Origin of the sequence: Thermoleptolyngbya sichuanensis A183, assembly GCF_013177315.1 — a bacterium.
GTDB lineage: Bacteria > Cyanobacteriota > Cyanobacteriia > Elainellales > Elainellaceae > Thermoleptolyngbya > Thermoleptolyngbya sichuanensis.
Window position 1 is genome coordinate 26154 of record NZ_CP053661.1, and the last position, 15413, is coordinate 41566.

The window sequence follows — 15413 nt, forward strand, 5'->3', positions numbered from 1 at the left end:
TTCCCTGTTCTACAAGCACGTCCACAGGAATTCAGCAGAATCCACGCAGTTCGTAACAGCCACGCAGTTCGTAACAGCATTGCTGGGTTGCTGGTTTGCCCATGTCGATTTTGGATAGGACTTACGCAGTTGGACGATTTCTCACGGGCTGCTACGTCAGTCTTTGGTACATTCGCTGGGTGGCGAATAGCAGATGGGGAGGGTTCCGCCGGGTACGTAGAGCGGGTGGCGGGGCTGTTGCTGCTGGGTGAGGCCCAGGCAATGAAGCGGATAGCCCGACAACAGTGCCAGCACAGCGCGATCGCGCTGATAGAGCGATCCCCCGTTGCCCCAAGCGAGAATAATCTGAGCTGCTCGTTCGGCAGCGGTGATGAGGGGGCGATCGCCCGCCTCCCCAATCGGATCATCCACCTGCTTCAGGTCTTGGGGCCGCGTTGTCCGATAGGCAAACAGATTCACCACCTCCAGCCCGCCATGGCCCCAAGCTTTTGCCAGCCCAATGCAGCGGCGAATCGTTGGGTCGTTGCGCTCGGCATCGGCCGTGCTGGGATTGAGCATGACAAACACCACGCGAGGAGCAGCAAAATCCCACATACGCCACAGCGCGTAGCGATAGCGCCCCGACGGGTCAAAGGTTGCCCCTGCTGGCTGAATCTCTGGCTGGACAGATGGCTGAACGGCTGGCTGAGTGGTTTGCAGTGTGTGAGCGTCTTTTACATCTTTTACATAAAACACTTGACGCGCTGCCATTGCCCCTGCTCGTCCTGGCAATAGTAGCAGCCTTCCCACCAGATGCAGCGATCAAAGACGGCATCAATCTGACGGCTCTTTTTGGGCTGTTCGCTACTGAGCAGATCTACGATTTCATCTTTGCGGTCTTTGGCACCGGAGGCGATCTGGTCTAGCGTGGACTGGAGATCGCGAGAGACAAAATTTTCAGTTTGCTGCAACATGATCCAAATCAAACACTCGATATCAAAAACGGAAAAATCCTCACAAACGTCGAGGAACGCTTTAGAAGGGAGTCTCCTAGAAGGATGTTCTCAGGGAGCGTTCCGCTTCTGCTGTGCCTGACGGTTGTTATACCTGACAGTTGTTTTGTCTGACAGTTGTTTTGTCTGACGGTGGGGAATCCCTATGGAGTTCCCTGATCCCACTCTATCTTCCTGAAAATGGCGTGGTCTTGAATTGAAAACATACTTAACCCTTATACGGGATATAAGCAACTCCTATGTATGCAACCTGTGCTGTGGAACCTATGCTATGTGAACCTCTGCTACGCAGTATGGAGCCTCTGCTACGGAGCCTCTGCTACGGAGCTTCTGCATGGAGCAGCGTATAAGTCGCTCTGAAGCGGACGGCACGCCCGACCCTGCTGTACGATTTGACGCACTGTGTTGTAGCACAGTCATTCTCTGGACACCCCAAAGGGGCTGATTTCTATGGGCAGTGTCACCATTGGCATGATCAGCAGCTATGCTGACCTCCGTCCGCCGCCGTGGGACTGGCTGTGGCGGCAGAGTCCGCACCCCTTTGGGCTGTGGAAGGGAATTCAGGTGTTGGCGAATTGCCCCAATCCCGACGGGCTGCTGCTGTATAACTTCCACGACTTTCCCCGCGACGCGGCTGACGACGCTGCACCAGCAGGAAGGTTTCGCTGGCCGTGGCGGAAGGCGCAGTCCAGCAATGCGGGGCAGGTCAGAGAATTTCAGCAGAAAGTGCGATCGCTCTCCCCCGAACAAATTCTGTTTTCCTACCGGGAGCCGCCCTTTCCCGAAAAGCAACAGGCGCGAATCGACACCTATCGACGGGCGCAGCAGTGGTGCGGCGTGGTGTCTGGGCCCGACGACTTTGCACCCGTGTCGGAACCTATGCCTGCTATCTGGTATGTGTCGCAGCCGTTTGACTATTTGCAAGCCGCGCCGCCGCCCGCAAAGCTCCGCCCCTGTAGCTGGATCACGTCGGGCATCGACCGCACAGCCAATCATCGCCATCGGCTAGATTTCCTGCGGCGGCTGCAAGCCAGTGACGTGCCCTTTGACCTGTACGGGCGGGGCTTGCCAGACTGGGCGCAGGTGAACCGGGGGCAGATCCGCACGTTTGGCCCGGTGGCGGATAAATGGCACGCGATCGCCCCTTACACCTACAACCTGGCGATTGAAAACTTTGCCGACAACGAGTGGTACGTGAGCGAGAAGCTGTGGGATGCCCTGCTAGCTTGGAGTTTGCCGATTTATTACGGCGGTAGCGCGGCAGATCGGCTGCTGCCCTCTGGCAGTTTTTTGCGGCTGCCCAGCCTGGATGAGCGTGGCATTGCCTACATCCGCAACATCACTGCCACGCCGGAAGCTTGGTACGCTGCAAAGGAGGCGATCGCCGAAGCGCGTCAGGTTATTCTGCATGAGTTGAACTTGTTAAACTGGCTGGCAGTGAGGGCAGAAGCGTTAGGGATTCGGGCTTAGAGAGAATCATATCGATGCTCGATTTTGGATTTGCGGTTTTGGAGTGCCAGTCAAGTGCCAGTCAAGTGCCAGTCAATCGTCTGTGGGGCTTCCAGTCATTGCATTCGTCGCTCCGCTTGGGGAAAACTGATATCAAGGGGCTGAATGGACGGCATTTATACGCTGGCGAATGATGTCGTGTGCAACCAACTGGTGGCGCTGCTGAACAGCATTGAGGTTCATGCAGGGCGCGAGATGCCCGTGGCGGTGATTGCCTACGACAACCGTCTGACGAATGTGCAGGCGGCGATCGCCCCTCGTCCGCAGGTGATGCTGCTGGATGATCCGGCGCTGTTTGCCCCGTGGGAGGCGTTTTCGCGACAGGTGTGGCAGAGGCATCCAACGGCGATCGCCACCTGGCGCAAGAAGGGCATTGCTGATGTCTATCGACTCACCTCCAACCGACGCTATGCGGCGTTTGATGGGCGTGCGCCGTTCGACCGATTTCTTTATCTAGATGCCGATACGCTGCTGCTCAATTCACCCCAAATCTTCTTTGCAGCGCTCGATTCCCATTCGCTTGTCACCTACGACTTTCAGCACAAAGATCCGTCACACATTTTTGATGTGACTGCTTCAAAATTGCCAGAAGTGTTTAGCCCCGCTGAGATTCATCGCGCTATCTTTTGTGCAGGGTGCTTTGCGGGTAGACGGGGTGCATTTTCGGCAGAACAGCGCGACTGGCTATTGCAGCACCTTGCCGCAGGAGAAGCAGAAATCCTCTATCCCAATGCGCCCAATCAGTCAGTTTTGAACTACATGGCCATGCGGCTTGCTCAGCGTGAAAGCGCATCGTTTTCAATTCATAACCTGGCACTGCATTTGCCCCCTGAACAGGCAACAGGAAATTCCGTCACCTCCAGCCATTTTGTTGAGCAAGCGGGCCGGGTTTACGATCGCGGACATCCGCTGACTTACTTGCATTACATTGGGCTACCTGCCGATCTGTTCAATCAACTTTGTAGCGGCAGAAATGTGGATTTTCCCTACCGAGAAACCTTCTTGCACTATCGCTATTTGTATGAACCAGAAAAGCAGCCGGAGTCCCGTGGTAAGAGGGTTTTGGCAAAGCCTGGGGTCGTGAAACGAATCTTGAAAAAGTTGCGGCTAGCGTTTGGATAGAGAAGATGAGGAGTCTGAATTCGGTGGGCGGATGAATAAACCAAAGGAGCAAGATCAGGATCATCAGGATCAAGTTTATATTTTGGGCAATGATCGCGTGCTGGATCAGGCGATCGCCCTGCTCAACAGCATTCGGCTCTATGATCCTGAAACGCCCGTCGTGCTGATTCCCTACAACGACAAATATAAAGAGGCAGCGGCGGTTTTGGGCGATCGCTTTGGAGTGACGCTGTTTCCCGATTTGACCATTTTGGAATGGCTGGATGCCACGATTGAGGAAACCTTTGGCAGCGATTTTTTTACACGGCCGCAGCAGTTTCGCAAGCAGGCGGCATGGTTTGGAAAACCCGGTCGATTTCTCTATATCGACACCGATATTGTGGTGTTTGAACGCATTATTGCGGTTTTAGAGCATTTGCAGACTTACGACTTTATCTGCTGCGACTATCAGCATCGCGGCGGCATTCAAAATGTGTTTACTCCGGCGATTCTAGAGGCTCCAGGGTTTAGCGAAAGCGTCCTGGCGGAAATCTTTAATTGTGGCTTCTGGGGCAGCAAAACCGGGCTGATTTCTGCCTCAGACTTGGAAGCTGTCTTTGCAGAATGTGCGGCTCATCCTGATTATTTCGACTTTAGCCAAAAAACGTCCGATCAGCCGATTATTAATTATCTAGTGCTAAAGCAAATTTCCAATCGGTTTAACCTGGTGCATCGATCCGGCGGCGCACCGGGAAACTGGGCCGGCAGCAAGTTTCGCCAGCGGGATTGGCGGCTGTTCGACCCGAACATGAATCAGCCGCTGCAATATTTGCACTGGGCTGGCTTCCGACTCCAGCCGGGGTGTCCCTACTGGGCGCTGTGGCAGCACTACCGCGACTTGAATGACTGGAATGAGTCGAAACTGCGATCGCCCAGATCGCCCAAATTTCGGTTCCGCCTGCCCTGGCAATCCTAGCGGACGGTTTTGATGCTCTCGATGCGGCGCGAGAACAGGTCAGTGAAGATGCTCAACACCGTGCGATCGCGCGTAATGATGTTAGCCGTTACCGCCATCCCCGACTGGAGCGGAATTTCTCTGCCATTCACCTTCAAGGTCTGGCTATCCAGCCGAATCTTGGCAGGAAACCGATAGAAGGGGTAAATCTGGTCTGGAGGCAGCGCATCTTCGCCGATATTCACCACTTCTCCCTTGATGTCGCCAAATTCGCTGAAGGGGAAAGAGTCGATTCGCACGTCTACAGGCAGCCCCTCGCTAACAAAGCCAATGTCTTTGTTGGTGATATAGACCTCAGCCAGCAGGTTATCTGTGGGCACGACTTTCAGGATCGGCTCGCTCGTATTAGCCACAAAGCCAATGCCCCGCGCCTTCAGGTCAAACACCACCCCATCAATGGGGGCGCGAAGCTCCTGATATTTCAGCGTGAGTTCGGTCTGGCTAAGCTGGCTGTTGATTTCGGCGATGCGGCGCTCGTTGTCTACGATCGCCCGGTTAATCTGGCTGTCAATATCTGCAATCCGCTTTTCGTTGTCGGCAACTCGGGCAAGCAGGTCGGTGCTAGTCGTGGCGACGGTGTTGGAAAGGCGCTGACGAGCCTGATCCACTGCTAAACTCAACCGCTGCTGTTCTAGCGTGAGCCGATTCACCTCTGCCCTACGATCCATCATCTGCTGGCGCTGTCGCAGCATTTGAATCCGTGAGAGTGCCCCTTGTTCCGCAAGCGGCTCGATATCGCGCAAAATGCCTTCGTCGATGGCCAGCGTTTGGCGGGCGGTGGAAAGCTGCTCCTGGGTTTGGATTAACTGCTGCTGGAGCTGGGCCACTTCAAGCTGGGCGGCGGCGGCGCGAGACTGTGCCTCAAGCTGGCTTGCCGACAGGCGAATCCGCTCTTCGTCAGAAAAGCTGCCATTTCCGCCATAGACCTGCGCCCGAAAGAGCGCTGTCTCCGAGGCAAGGGTAGCGCGGTTGGTCAGCAGCGCCCGCATTTCGGGGGGAATGCTCTGGGGCTGGTTGGATGGCTCTAGAGAGATGCCACTGAGGGCGCTACGGTAGAACTGGTTTTCGGCTAAGTAGGAATCGCGCACCTGCTCCAACGAACGGCGCTGGGCTGCGGCGGCCGTCGGGTCAAAGCGGATGAGAACCTGTCCTTGCCGGACTCGCTCGCCTTCTTCTACCAAAATTTCCTGAACCACGCCGCCCACAGGAGCCTGTATCTCCTGAACGCGATCGCCCGGTTCTAGCTTGCCCGTCGCAGGCACTGCTTCCTCAATCCGCGCCACGGCGGCCCACAGCAGCACTGCCGAAGTCACGCCGATGATGCCGCCGACCACCAGCTTTGACCACAGCGAGGTCTGCTGCAAGATCACGGGCTGGTCAAACGCCTGGGCCCGTACCTGCTTTTGCGATGGCAACTGGGTTCCTGTTTCTTCGTCCGGGGATACCAGCACCAGTTCCGTCTCCTCCGGCTGAATCGGAGTCTTGGCAGAACCGTTGGCGGCTCCGTTTCCGTTGTGTCTGGGGGAGGTCTGAGTCATGGGGTGGGGGAAAGGGGAGAAGGGGTGGGGTGCAAGAGCGCTAGCAGAAAGCTGGGAACTGGCTATCTCTAAAGCTGCGCTTCCTGCTGCTGATAGAGGCAATAGTAGCGGCCGCGCATGGCCATCAGGTCTTCGTGGGTGCCCTGCTCCACAACAGAGCCTTGATCCATCATAAGAATTAGATCGGCGTGGCGGATGGTGCTGAGGCGGTGAGTGATGAAGAAGACGGTGCGGCCGCGAAAATGCTCCGCCAGGTTCATACAGACGCGACGCTCGGAGTCGTAGTCGAGGGCGCTGGTGGCTTCATCCATGATTAGCAGGCGCGGATTCTGCATGACCGTGCGGGCGATCGCAATCCGCTGGCGCTGACCGCCCGAAAGCGACGCACCCCGTTCACCAACACGGGTGTTATAGCCATTCGGCAAACCCATAATGAACTCATGGGCCGCCGCTACTTTGGCCGCTTCGATAATTTCCTCAGCGGAGGCATCCGGGGCATTCAGCGCGATGTTTTCCTGCACCGTGCCGTCAAACAGCAGCGTGTCCTGGGGCACAATGCCAATTTGCTGTCGCAGAGAATAGAGTTCTACCTTGGTAATGTCGTAGCCGTCAATCAGGATGCGCCCCGATTCCAGGTCATAGAGGCGAGGCAGCAGTTTCATCAGGGTACTCTTGCCGGAACCGCTCTGGCCGACAACGCCGACGAAGGAGCCGGGGGCAAATTCCAGGTTGATATTGCTGAGTTGGAGCGGGCCGGTCGTGCCAAATCGGAAAGACACGTTTTCGTAGGCGACTTCGCCCTGAATCGGCGGCATGGGAATATTGAGCCTATCTAGCTCGTCGGCTTCAGGGGCGGAGTCCACGATATCGCTGAGGCGCTCAATCGACAGGCCCACTTCCTGGAAGTTTTGCCAGAGCTGGGCTAAGCGCAAGAGAGGACTCGTCACATAACCTGCGATGATGCGGAAGGCGATCAGTTGCCCCAGGCTAAGCTCCTGCTTTAGCACCAGATACGCGCCCACCCAGAGAACCAGCAAGCCCGAAAGCTGATTTAGGAAGTTGCTGAGGGAGCCTGCAAAGGTGGAAGTTTGCACCGTGGTGAATCCGGCGCTGACGTAGCGGGCGTAGCGCTGTTGCCACTGCCAGCGCGATCGCAGTTCCATATTCTGCGCTTTCACGGTCTGGATGCCGCCCAGCACTTCCACCAGATAGGACTGGGTTTCGGCGTTGCGTTCCGCCTTGACCCGCAATTGGTTGCGGATAATCGGCGAAAAGATCACCGCCAGCGCAATGAAGAAAGGAATCGTCGCCAGCGCCACCAGCGTCAGCAGCGGGCTATAGAACAGCATGACAACGATGTAGACAACGGAGAAGAAGGCATCCAGCACCACCGTCAGCGCCGTGCCCGTCATAAAAGAGCGGATATTTTCCAGTTCCCCAATGCGGGTGGAGAGTTCGCCCACAGGACGTTTCTCGAAATACCGCAGCGGCAGCCGCAGTAGGTGATCGATAATTTGCGACCCCAGCGTCATGTCGATGCGGTTGGTGGTGTCTACGAACAGGTAGGTTCGCAACGCCCCCAGCAGCGCCTCAAAGAATGCCAGCAGCAGCAGCAAAATGCCCAGCACTTGCAGCGTGTCGGGGCTGTTTTGCACGATCACCTTGTCGATGATCACCTGGATCATCAGCGGGTTTGCCAGGGCAAAAAGCTGCACAAAGAAGGAGGCGAGAAACACCAGCAGCAGCACGCCGCGATACTTCGCCACCGAGGGCAAAAACCAACTGAGGTTAAAGCGCTTTTGCGGCGTTTGCTTGGTGGCTCGCAGCAGCAGCACGTCGCCCTGTTCGCCCCAAGTGGCGGCAAACTCCGACGGCTTGCGGCGCAGTAGCCCCAGTTCTGGATCGGCGATCACCATTTCCCGTTCGCTGACGCTGTAGAGCAGCACGGGGCGATCTTGCCAGCGCACCATTGCGGGGGCTTCCAGGCGACCGACGGATTGGGCCGGCACGGTAACCAACTGGGCGCTGAGGCCCATGAATTCGGCGATCGCCCCACACAGATCCAGCGGCAGCCCTCCCGTGCGCTCCATCTGGTTCACCAAAATGCGGCGCACCACATCGCGGCGGAAGGGCAGATTCAAGTGCTGGCAAAGCATCTGGAAGCAGGCCATCGTCGCTTCTAGCTGCCCCCGCCCGCGCACGATGGGGTATTCCTTTGCCTTGCCCTTGCTGTCGATGATGACGGGTTCCAGTTCCTCTGGGCGTTCGGGCGCGTAGGGAATATCGAGCGCTCCAAGGGTTGCGTCTGCCTGATTGGTGTCTTGCGGGTCTTCTGGGGCAGAACGGCGGAACAGAGATAGCGGAAAGCTGACCAGCCGCGCGGGTTTCTCGCCCGCCACCTCGATTTCGTCGAGTAGCCCCAGATTGAGCCGACTGCCAACAGGGTAGCCCGTGATTTCGCCGCTGCTGACCAGCCACAGGCGATCGCGCTGGAGCGAGTGCGTGGCAAAGGTTCCCGGCGGAATGCAGCGCACCTCTGCCTGAGATAGCCCTGCGTGGGTCAACTCCTTCAGATCCAGCGTGCCGTCGGCCTGGCGCGACAGTTCTTCCCCCAGCAGATCAAACACCTCAATCGGCGCAGCCTGAGCAGACAGGGCGCTGGCGACGGCTGGCTCTTTTTCCAGCAGATCTAGGAAGACGCGGGCGGGCAGCGTCAGGCAGATAGATTCCTCGGAGGCGATCGCCGTTTCGCAGGCCACGCCGCGCATCAGGCTGACCGCCCCCAGCACCGCGCCCGGTTGCAACAGCCCCAGCGTGGTGGGCTTGTCGGTGCGGGGGTCATAGCCGAGCGATCGCGCCTGCCCCTCATACAAAATCGTCACCTGGGCGGGCATTTTTTCGCGCACCAAAATTGCCTGCCCCATCTTGTAGCGGAAGGGTTGAACCTGTTCGAGCAGACGAGCCAGGACCGCGCTAGAAAGCTGGGTAAACGGAAAGACCGTTGCCAGAAATTCTTGAACCGTCTCTTTGGGAAGGTTTTGGGTAAACGTCATGATTCAACAATGGGGGCAACGGTGGGGGCGGCAGGCGGGGAAGACGATAACGTGGTTGGTTTTACGGCTTTTGGATCGGGCACACTCAGCAAAATCGAGGTCGGCACGAGCTGGGGTTGGGCAGCGGGGGGATGTCCGCCGTTGCCTTGTCCGCCTGCTGCACCAGAGGGCGGCTTGGGCGCTCCGGGCTTGGCAGGTGGCTCTGCGGGTGGGGCAGTTGACGAGGAGGCTGGTGGCTGGGAGGATGTGTCTGCCGCAGGAGGCTCGCTGGGTTCGACGGTGGGCAGGGATTCGGTAGCAAGCGCATCCGCCGGTAGCGCATCCGCCAGAGGACTCAGCGACACGTCATCCAACTGCTGCTGGAGCCACTGGTTAAACGACTCGTTGAGCAGGCGGCGGCGCATTTGCTCATCCATCTGGGCAGGGATGAATTTTTCCAGACGAATGATCACAATCCACTCGCCAATGCGGTGGGGCGGCCAGAGTTGCCCCGGCTGGCTAATAGAGAGCATATGAGCCAGTTGGGGATGGGGCACACTTAGCTCCACCGGGCCAATCAGCCCGTCGGTCTGGGATTCGGGCCCTTGAGAATAGGTGCGGGCAAGTTCGGCGAAGCTCTGTTCGCCTTCCATAACCCGAAAGTAGATTTCTTGAGCGATGCCCATGTCCTGGGTACGGATGAGCGAGTAGATGACTTTATCTAGCTTGCTCTTGCGCTCCAGGAAATAGGATTCGAGCTTGGCTCCCCAAGTGGCTTCTTTGAACTTCTCGATGCGGAGCGATCGCGTGGCCAGGGCATCGAGCTGAGCCAGGGTCATGCCGTGTCGGTTTAGCCATTGCTGACGGGTGGCTTCGTCTACGATCTGGTGCTGGGCGTAGAACTGTTCGCGGGCCCCGATGAGTTCTTCTTCGGCGCAGGTGATGGGGGCGATCGCCTCATCAATCAACACTTCCTGCACCAACTGCGGCAGCATTTGATAGCCTGCCAGCAGCGACGGCAATTCTTCCGATGTGACCGACCGATTCCCAATCTGCAATACGTGTCCCATGCAAATCCATCCATCAACAGCGGAAAATCCTGATGCGTCATGGTTAACTATCAGGCACTTGGTGTCTAGCTACGAATCCTTAGCCCCAGCCCAGTAATACAATTCCAGTCATGCAATTCCAGTTTTATAATCCCAGTCACACAGCCCCAAACTAAATTATGGGTTTCCAGAGTTAGAAATCAAAGGACAGTTACGAAAACTTTTAGCTTTGACCCATGAACCTTCGGTGAATCTCTGGACGAATATTTACGGACACAGCGCGTTGCTAGGCATAGCATTCCCAAATCTTGGACGATTCTCTACTTTTGAGTATTCAGTCAGAAGATTTATCCAGCAGGATGGTTGCTCGCAGGTTTTTTGCACGGTTTGTTCAGAGGATGGGCAAGCTGCTAAAGTATACGACCCCTTAAGCCAAACCGTTCAGGACTTACGCACTTGCGATAAGTTTTCTGGGTTTTGGACGGTTTCTCGTGGGCGCAGCCCACGAGAAATCGTCCAACTGCGTAAGTCCAACTGTGAAGCTGATTATGCAAACTGCGACGCACGCTATGCAAACTGCTGGGCATAGAACTGGGCATAGCGTCCGTCTTGCGCCAAGAGTTCTGTATGCGTGCCGGATTCCACCAAGCGCCCCTGTTCTAACACAAGGATGCGATCGGCGCGGCGGACGGTGGCCAGCCGATGGGCAATGATGAACACAGTGCGCCCCTGCATCAGCCGCTCCAGCGCTTCCTGTACCAGTGCTTCGGATTCGGAATCGAGGGCAGAGGTGGCTTCGTCCAGGATCAGAATGCGCGGGTTGAGCAGCACGGCTCGGGCGATCGCAATTCGCTGGCGCTGTCCGCCCGACAGGTTTACACCGCGCTCACCCACCCACGAGTCATAGCCATCGGGACATTGGGAGATAAAGGCGTGGGCGTTGGCGATTTTTGCAGCTTCGACCACTGCTTGCCGCTCGTAATCGGTCTGGCCAAAGGCGATGTTTTGGGCGATCGTGCCGGAAAACAGCACCGTTTCCTGGGGAACGATGCCGATCTGCCGCCGCAGGCTGTACAGCGTTACGGTGCGGATATCCACGCCGTCGATTAAGATTTGCCCCTGCTGCGGGTCATAAAAGCGCGGCAGCAGGTTCACCAGCGTCGTTTTGCCTGCGCCGGAGGGGCCGACCAGGGCGATCGCCTCGCCAGGGAAGGCCAGCAGGCTGAGTTGGTGGAGGACGGGTGATGGAGCGGGAGCAGAATCCTGGTTCCCAACCCCTGGCTGGGGATAGGCAAAGCTGACGTTGCGGTATTCCACTTTGCCTGTGACGGGCGGCAGCACGAGGGCGTTTGGGGCTTCGTAGACAGCAGGTTCCACGTCCAGCAGTTCAAAAATGCGATCGACCGAGGCTTGCCCCTGTTTGAACTCGTTGTAGTTGTCAGTGAGGTGGGCGATCGGGTCTACCAGCATCGCCACTGCAAAGACGTAGCTGCCAAACTGTGCGCCCGTCAGGTTGCCCCGCGAAATTTGCCAGCCCCCCAGCAGCAGCAGCAGCAGCACGCTGACGGCGTACATAAAGCCCACCACGGGATATTGCACTGCCTTGAGCCAGGCGGCGGCGTATTTTGCCCGACGGTTGCGCTCGGCTTCGCGGGCAAAGCGGCGAATTTCATAATCTTCGGCGGCAAAGGCCCGCACCAGGCGGATGCCGCTAAACACTTCCGTGAGCAGGGAAGATAGGTCGGAGACGAGGGACTGGCTGCGGCGCGAAATCTTCAACATGCGATCGCCAAACCAGCTAATCAGCAGCCCCATCAGCGGCACCATCACTAGGCTGGCCAGGGTCAACTGCCAGTTGAGATACACCATGTAGCCGAACACGAAAACCAGTTGCAGGACGCAGGGCGTAAAGTCGTGAAACACTTTGTTGACCACTTCGCCGATGCGGTCGATGTCTTCCGTGAGGCGATAGGACAGGTCGCCCGTCTGGGCCCGCTCAAAATATCCAAGGCTGAGGGTTTGCAGGTGGGCGTAGGTGCGGGTGCGGAGGTCGAGGGCGATCGCCAAAGCAGCCTTGGCCATCAGCGCATCCTGCCCGTACTGAGCAATCTTTTGCACCAAAAACACGCCCGCTACGATGCCCGCCATTTGCGCCAGCGATCGCACGTCCCCCGCCACCAAAAAGCTCAGCAGCCGCCCCGCCAGCCATGCCAGCAGCGGCCACGCCGCCGTAAAAATTAGCGTGCAGCAAAACGCCCGCACCACAGTTCCCCAGTGGGGTTTGAGATAGGGCAGCAGTCGCCGATAGCCAGACCGAGAATCCAAAGCAAATCTAGCCAAATCAATATTCCGAATATCCCGAATAATCCTGGGACTGACGCAGTTGGACAATTTCTTGCAGACTGCGCCCGCAAGAAATTGTCCAAAATCCAAGGAGCTTGTCGCAAGTGCGTTAGTCCTGACTCCAATGAACCAGAAACCGGGGGCAGGAAGCAACGACGTGGCGATAGAGGCGATCGCCCCAGGCTTACAGCCGCAAAAGGAAAAACGTTGGAGACTTTCGGAAGAGTATTCTAAGGGCGATCGCCCCCCAGTTCCAGATCCACACATCAGGCAAATTACGGTTGACAAATGGCTGAGTAGGCTAATCCCTTCAGACTTTCCTAACCTATCAAGCCTGTCAAGCATTCAGAGTCGCTCGAAGAATTTCTACCTGCATCCACAGAGAGCGCTCGCAAATCGGGCATTGCAGCCCTTCTCTAAACTTCCTGGAGTAGAGATGTTCTAGTTGGGATACCTCTGTAAAAACTAGCAACTCATACCGAAATCAAACTGAAATGTAAAGAAAAAAGAACAAAGTCTCCTAGAATATACGGATATAGCTCTATTATGACCGGGTACTGGCAATATAAACTGTTTGAGTTGTTTCAAGAGCCTGTGATAGACGCAGGCCGCGAAAAAACAGAGGATTAGGCGCTCCTCTCTCGCATTTTCAGTTTCGCGTTTTCAAAAAATCAGGCAATCTACTGGCGATTCACGATCGAAAAGCAGCATGAGAAAACTAGAGCGAGTTCGCGAAAACTGCGCTCATGCCAAGTTTGCTGTCTCCCCAATGTCTGGTGTCGTAACCCCAGGGTCAAACGAAACAGACATCGTTCCCTCTGAGATTGACCTCAGCGATTGACCTCAGCATTTGAGTCATGCTCTATTGACGTTTGTTTTTTGTTACCAGGGTTTAAAATTTCATGGCAATCGATCCTAATGTTTCTCCCGCAGGCGGTGCTCTGCCCAGCGGTGTCACCATCATCGGTGGTATCGTTCTCGACCTTGTTGGTGCCAATGGTCAGCGCCTTGTTGCACAGCTTGCTGCGTCTGATCTGTACGAAGGTACAGTTACCACTAGCCAGCAACTCATCGGCACCCAGACTGAGCTAACCCCCACCTTTATCAATACGCTCGGCGGCGGGCTAAGTCGGGTTGCAGTGCGCGTTACCCTGTTCGACGGGGATAACGCGCCCTCAGACTTTGACTTTAACCAAAACCGACTCCTCCTCAACGGTTTCGACATCGGCAACTGGAGCGATGTTGAAACCATCACCACAGACGGTCTGGGAAATCCAGTTAGCTCTAACCGCCCCAATTTTGGTTTTGCCAATGAAGAGCTAGACACAGGCTGGTTTTTCACTCAAGACCCCACATTTCTCGCAAACTTCTACAACTCGTTGGTCTCCGGCCAGCAGGTTGATTACACCTTCGTAGACAATACCCCCGCAGAAAACTTCCTAGATTTCAAACAAGGTCTGGATAGTAGTTTGATTGGCGGTGGCGGCGGTGGCGGCGGCCCCATCATCGATCCTGGTGGCCCTGGCGGTGGCGGCGGTGGTACTGACCCCGGCGGCCCTGGCGGTGGCGGCGGTGGTACTGACCCCGGCGGCCCTGGCGGTGGCGGCGGTGGTACTGACCCCGGCGGCCCTGGCGGTGGCGGCGGTGGTACCGGCCCCGGCGGTCCAGGGACGCTTCCTGGTGATGTGATTGTGGGGGATGGTCAAACGGGTCTTGCGGCGATTCCGCTGAGATGCCGAAACGGCACGCCTGTCCCTTTCCTCACCCTCAGAGGGCAGCGTCGCTTGCAGCCGCTGACGTTGACAGGTGGGCCCAACACGCTGACGGTAGAACTGGTGTCTACACAGCCTGGCCGTCCTCGCAGTTGGCGAGCCGCAGCCGCAGGTTCCCCTGCAAGGGCCCGCAAGTTTAACCGGGCAGACTACAGACCCGGTGGCGGTTTTGAGATGTTTGGTGGTGGGGGGAATGATGTATTGCAGGTGCGTCAGCGGCAGAACATCCTCCGCGGTCAACAGGGTAATGACAGCCTGACGGGTGGCCCACGGCGAGATTTTCTGGTGGGCGGACGAGGCGACGACGTGATCAATGGCGGCGGCGGCAAGAACACGATTGTTGGCGGTGCAGGAAATGACACGCTCATCGGCGGTCTAGACCGCGATATGTTTGTTTATCGCCGGGTTAATCACGGAACGGATTTGATCCAAAACTATCAGCCAGGGGTTGACGTGATTGACCTGCGGCGCATCTTTGCCCGCGCTCCTTTCCAGGTTGCAGGACGCAGCAACTATCAGCGGCTCAACACGTTTGTGCGGTTGATCGAACGTGAGGGAAATACGCTGGTTCAAATTGATAGGAATGGCAAGCAAGCAGGTAAGTTCTTCAATACGCTGGCGGTTTTAGAAGGAATCGCCGTGAGCCAGCTTAGCTCCTGCGATTTTGTGGTGTAAGGGGCGATCGCCCGTTCATGCCCGCCCTTTTCATCGTTCGTTAAGTCTTTTGTCTCTTGCGTTAGATGTTGACGACGCGAATTCACTAAAACTGCTGCATAAACCCTATGTGATGGGTTTGTGCAGCATTCTTTTGGGGTATGGGACTGATACAGTTGGGCGATTTCTTCTGAGTGCAGCCTGCTAGAAATCGTCCAAAACCTAGACGCATATCGCAAGTGCGTAAGGTCTGTGGGGCGATTTTTGTGTGGATTGGGGTTGTCAGTGTTTTCTGAGAATGTCAGGACTTACGCACTTGCAATAAGCTTTCTGGATTTTGGACAATTTCTCGCGGGCTGCGCCCGCGAGAAATTGTCCAACTGCGTAAGTCCTAAATGTTTTTTGAGG

The 15413-nt window shown here is 56.5% G+C and carries 10 protein-coding genes; 4 read left to right on the forward strand and 6 right to left on the reverse strand.

Annotated features, from left to right (window positions below):
- Window positions 1-156: 156 nt before the first annotated feature.
- A complete protein-coding gene (locus tag HPC62_RS00135; protein ID WP_172353224.1) occupies window positions 157-750 on the reverse strand; it encodes a DUF1643 domain-containing protein in 594 nt (197 codons plus the stop codon).
- Window positions 723-953: a hypothetical protein gene (locus HPC62_RS00140; protein ID WP_172353225.1), complete on the reverse strand. Its 231-nt coding sequence runs from the start codon at window positions 951-953 to the stop codon at window positions 723-725. Before HPC62_RS00140 ends, HPC62_RS00135 begins: the two co-directional genes overlap by 28 nt.
- 489 nt (window positions 954-1442) lie before the next feature.
- Between HPC62_RS00140 and HPC62_RS00145 the strand changes: the two genes are divergently transcribed.
- The 3 genes from HPC62_RS00145 (at window position 1443) to HPC62_RS00155 (ending at window position 4578) form a co-directional block, all read left to right on the forward strand.
- A complete protein-coding gene (locus tag HPC62_RS00145; RefSeq protein ID WP_172353226.1) occupies window positions 1443-2462 on the forward strand; it encodes a glycosyltransferase family 10 domain-containing protein in 1020 nt (339 codons plus the stop codon).
- A gap of 144 nt (window positions 2463-2606) precedes the next feature.
- Window positions 2607-3623, forward strand: coding sequence for an Npun_R2821/Npun_R2822 family protein (locus HPC62_RS00150; RefSeq protein ID WP_172353227.1), 1017 nt, complete (start codon window positions 2607-2609; stop codon window positions 3621-3623).
- Window positions 3624-3654: 31 nt separating this feature from the next.
- Window positions 3655-4578: an Npun_R2821/Npun_R2822 family protein gene (locus tag HPC62_RS00155; RefSeq protein ID WP_172353228.1), complete on the forward strand. Its 924-nt coding sequence runs from the start codon at window positions 3655-3657 to the stop codon at window positions 4576-4578.
- Here the strand turns inward: HPC62_RS00155 and HPC62_RS00160 are convergent.
- The 4 genes from HPC62_RS00160 to HPC62_RS00175 form a co-directional block, all read right to left on the reverse strand.
- The gene (locus HPC62_RS00160; protein ID WP_172353229.1) at window positions 4575-6155 is read right to left on the reverse strand and encodes an HlyD family efflux transporter periplasmic adaptor subunit; all 1581 of its coding nucleotides are present in this window, start codon (window positions 6153-6155) and stop codon (window positions 4575-4577) included. The two genes, HPC62_RS00155 and HPC62_RS00160, sit on opposite strands and share 4 nt — an antisense overlap.
- A gap of 68 nt (window positions 6156-6223) precedes the next feature.
- Window positions 6224-9208: a type I secretion system permease/ATPase gene (locus HPC62_RS00165; RefSeq protein ID WP_172353230.1), complete on the reverse strand. Its 2985-nt coding sequence runs from the start codon at window positions 9206-9208 to the stop codon at window positions 6224-6226.
- The gene (locus HPC62_RS00170; protein ID WP_172353231.1) at window positions 9205-10257 is read right to left on the reverse strand and encodes a peptidylprolyl isomerase; all 1053 of its coding nucleotides are present in this window, start codon (window positions 10255-10257) and stop codon (window positions 9205-9207) included. Before HPC62_RS00170 ends, HPC62_RS00165 begins: the two co-directional genes overlap by 4 nt.
- A gap of 546 nt (window positions 10258-10803) precedes the next feature.
- Window positions 10804-12561, reverse strand: coding sequence for an ABC transporter ATP-binding protein (locus tag HPC62_RS00175; protein ID WP_225906788.1), 1758 nt, complete (start codon window positions 12559-12561; stop codon window positions 10804-10806).
- A 920-nt stretch (window positions 12562-13481) separates the two neighbouring features.
- Between HPC62_RS00175 and HPC62_RS00180 the strand changes: the two genes are divergently transcribed.
- A complete protein-coding gene (locus HPC62_RS00180) occupies window positions 13482-15026 on the forward strand; it encodes a calcium-binding protein (RefSeq protein WP_172353233.1) in 1545 nt (514 codons plus the stop codon).
- The last annotated feature ends 387 nt before the right edge of the window (window positions 15027-15413 follow it).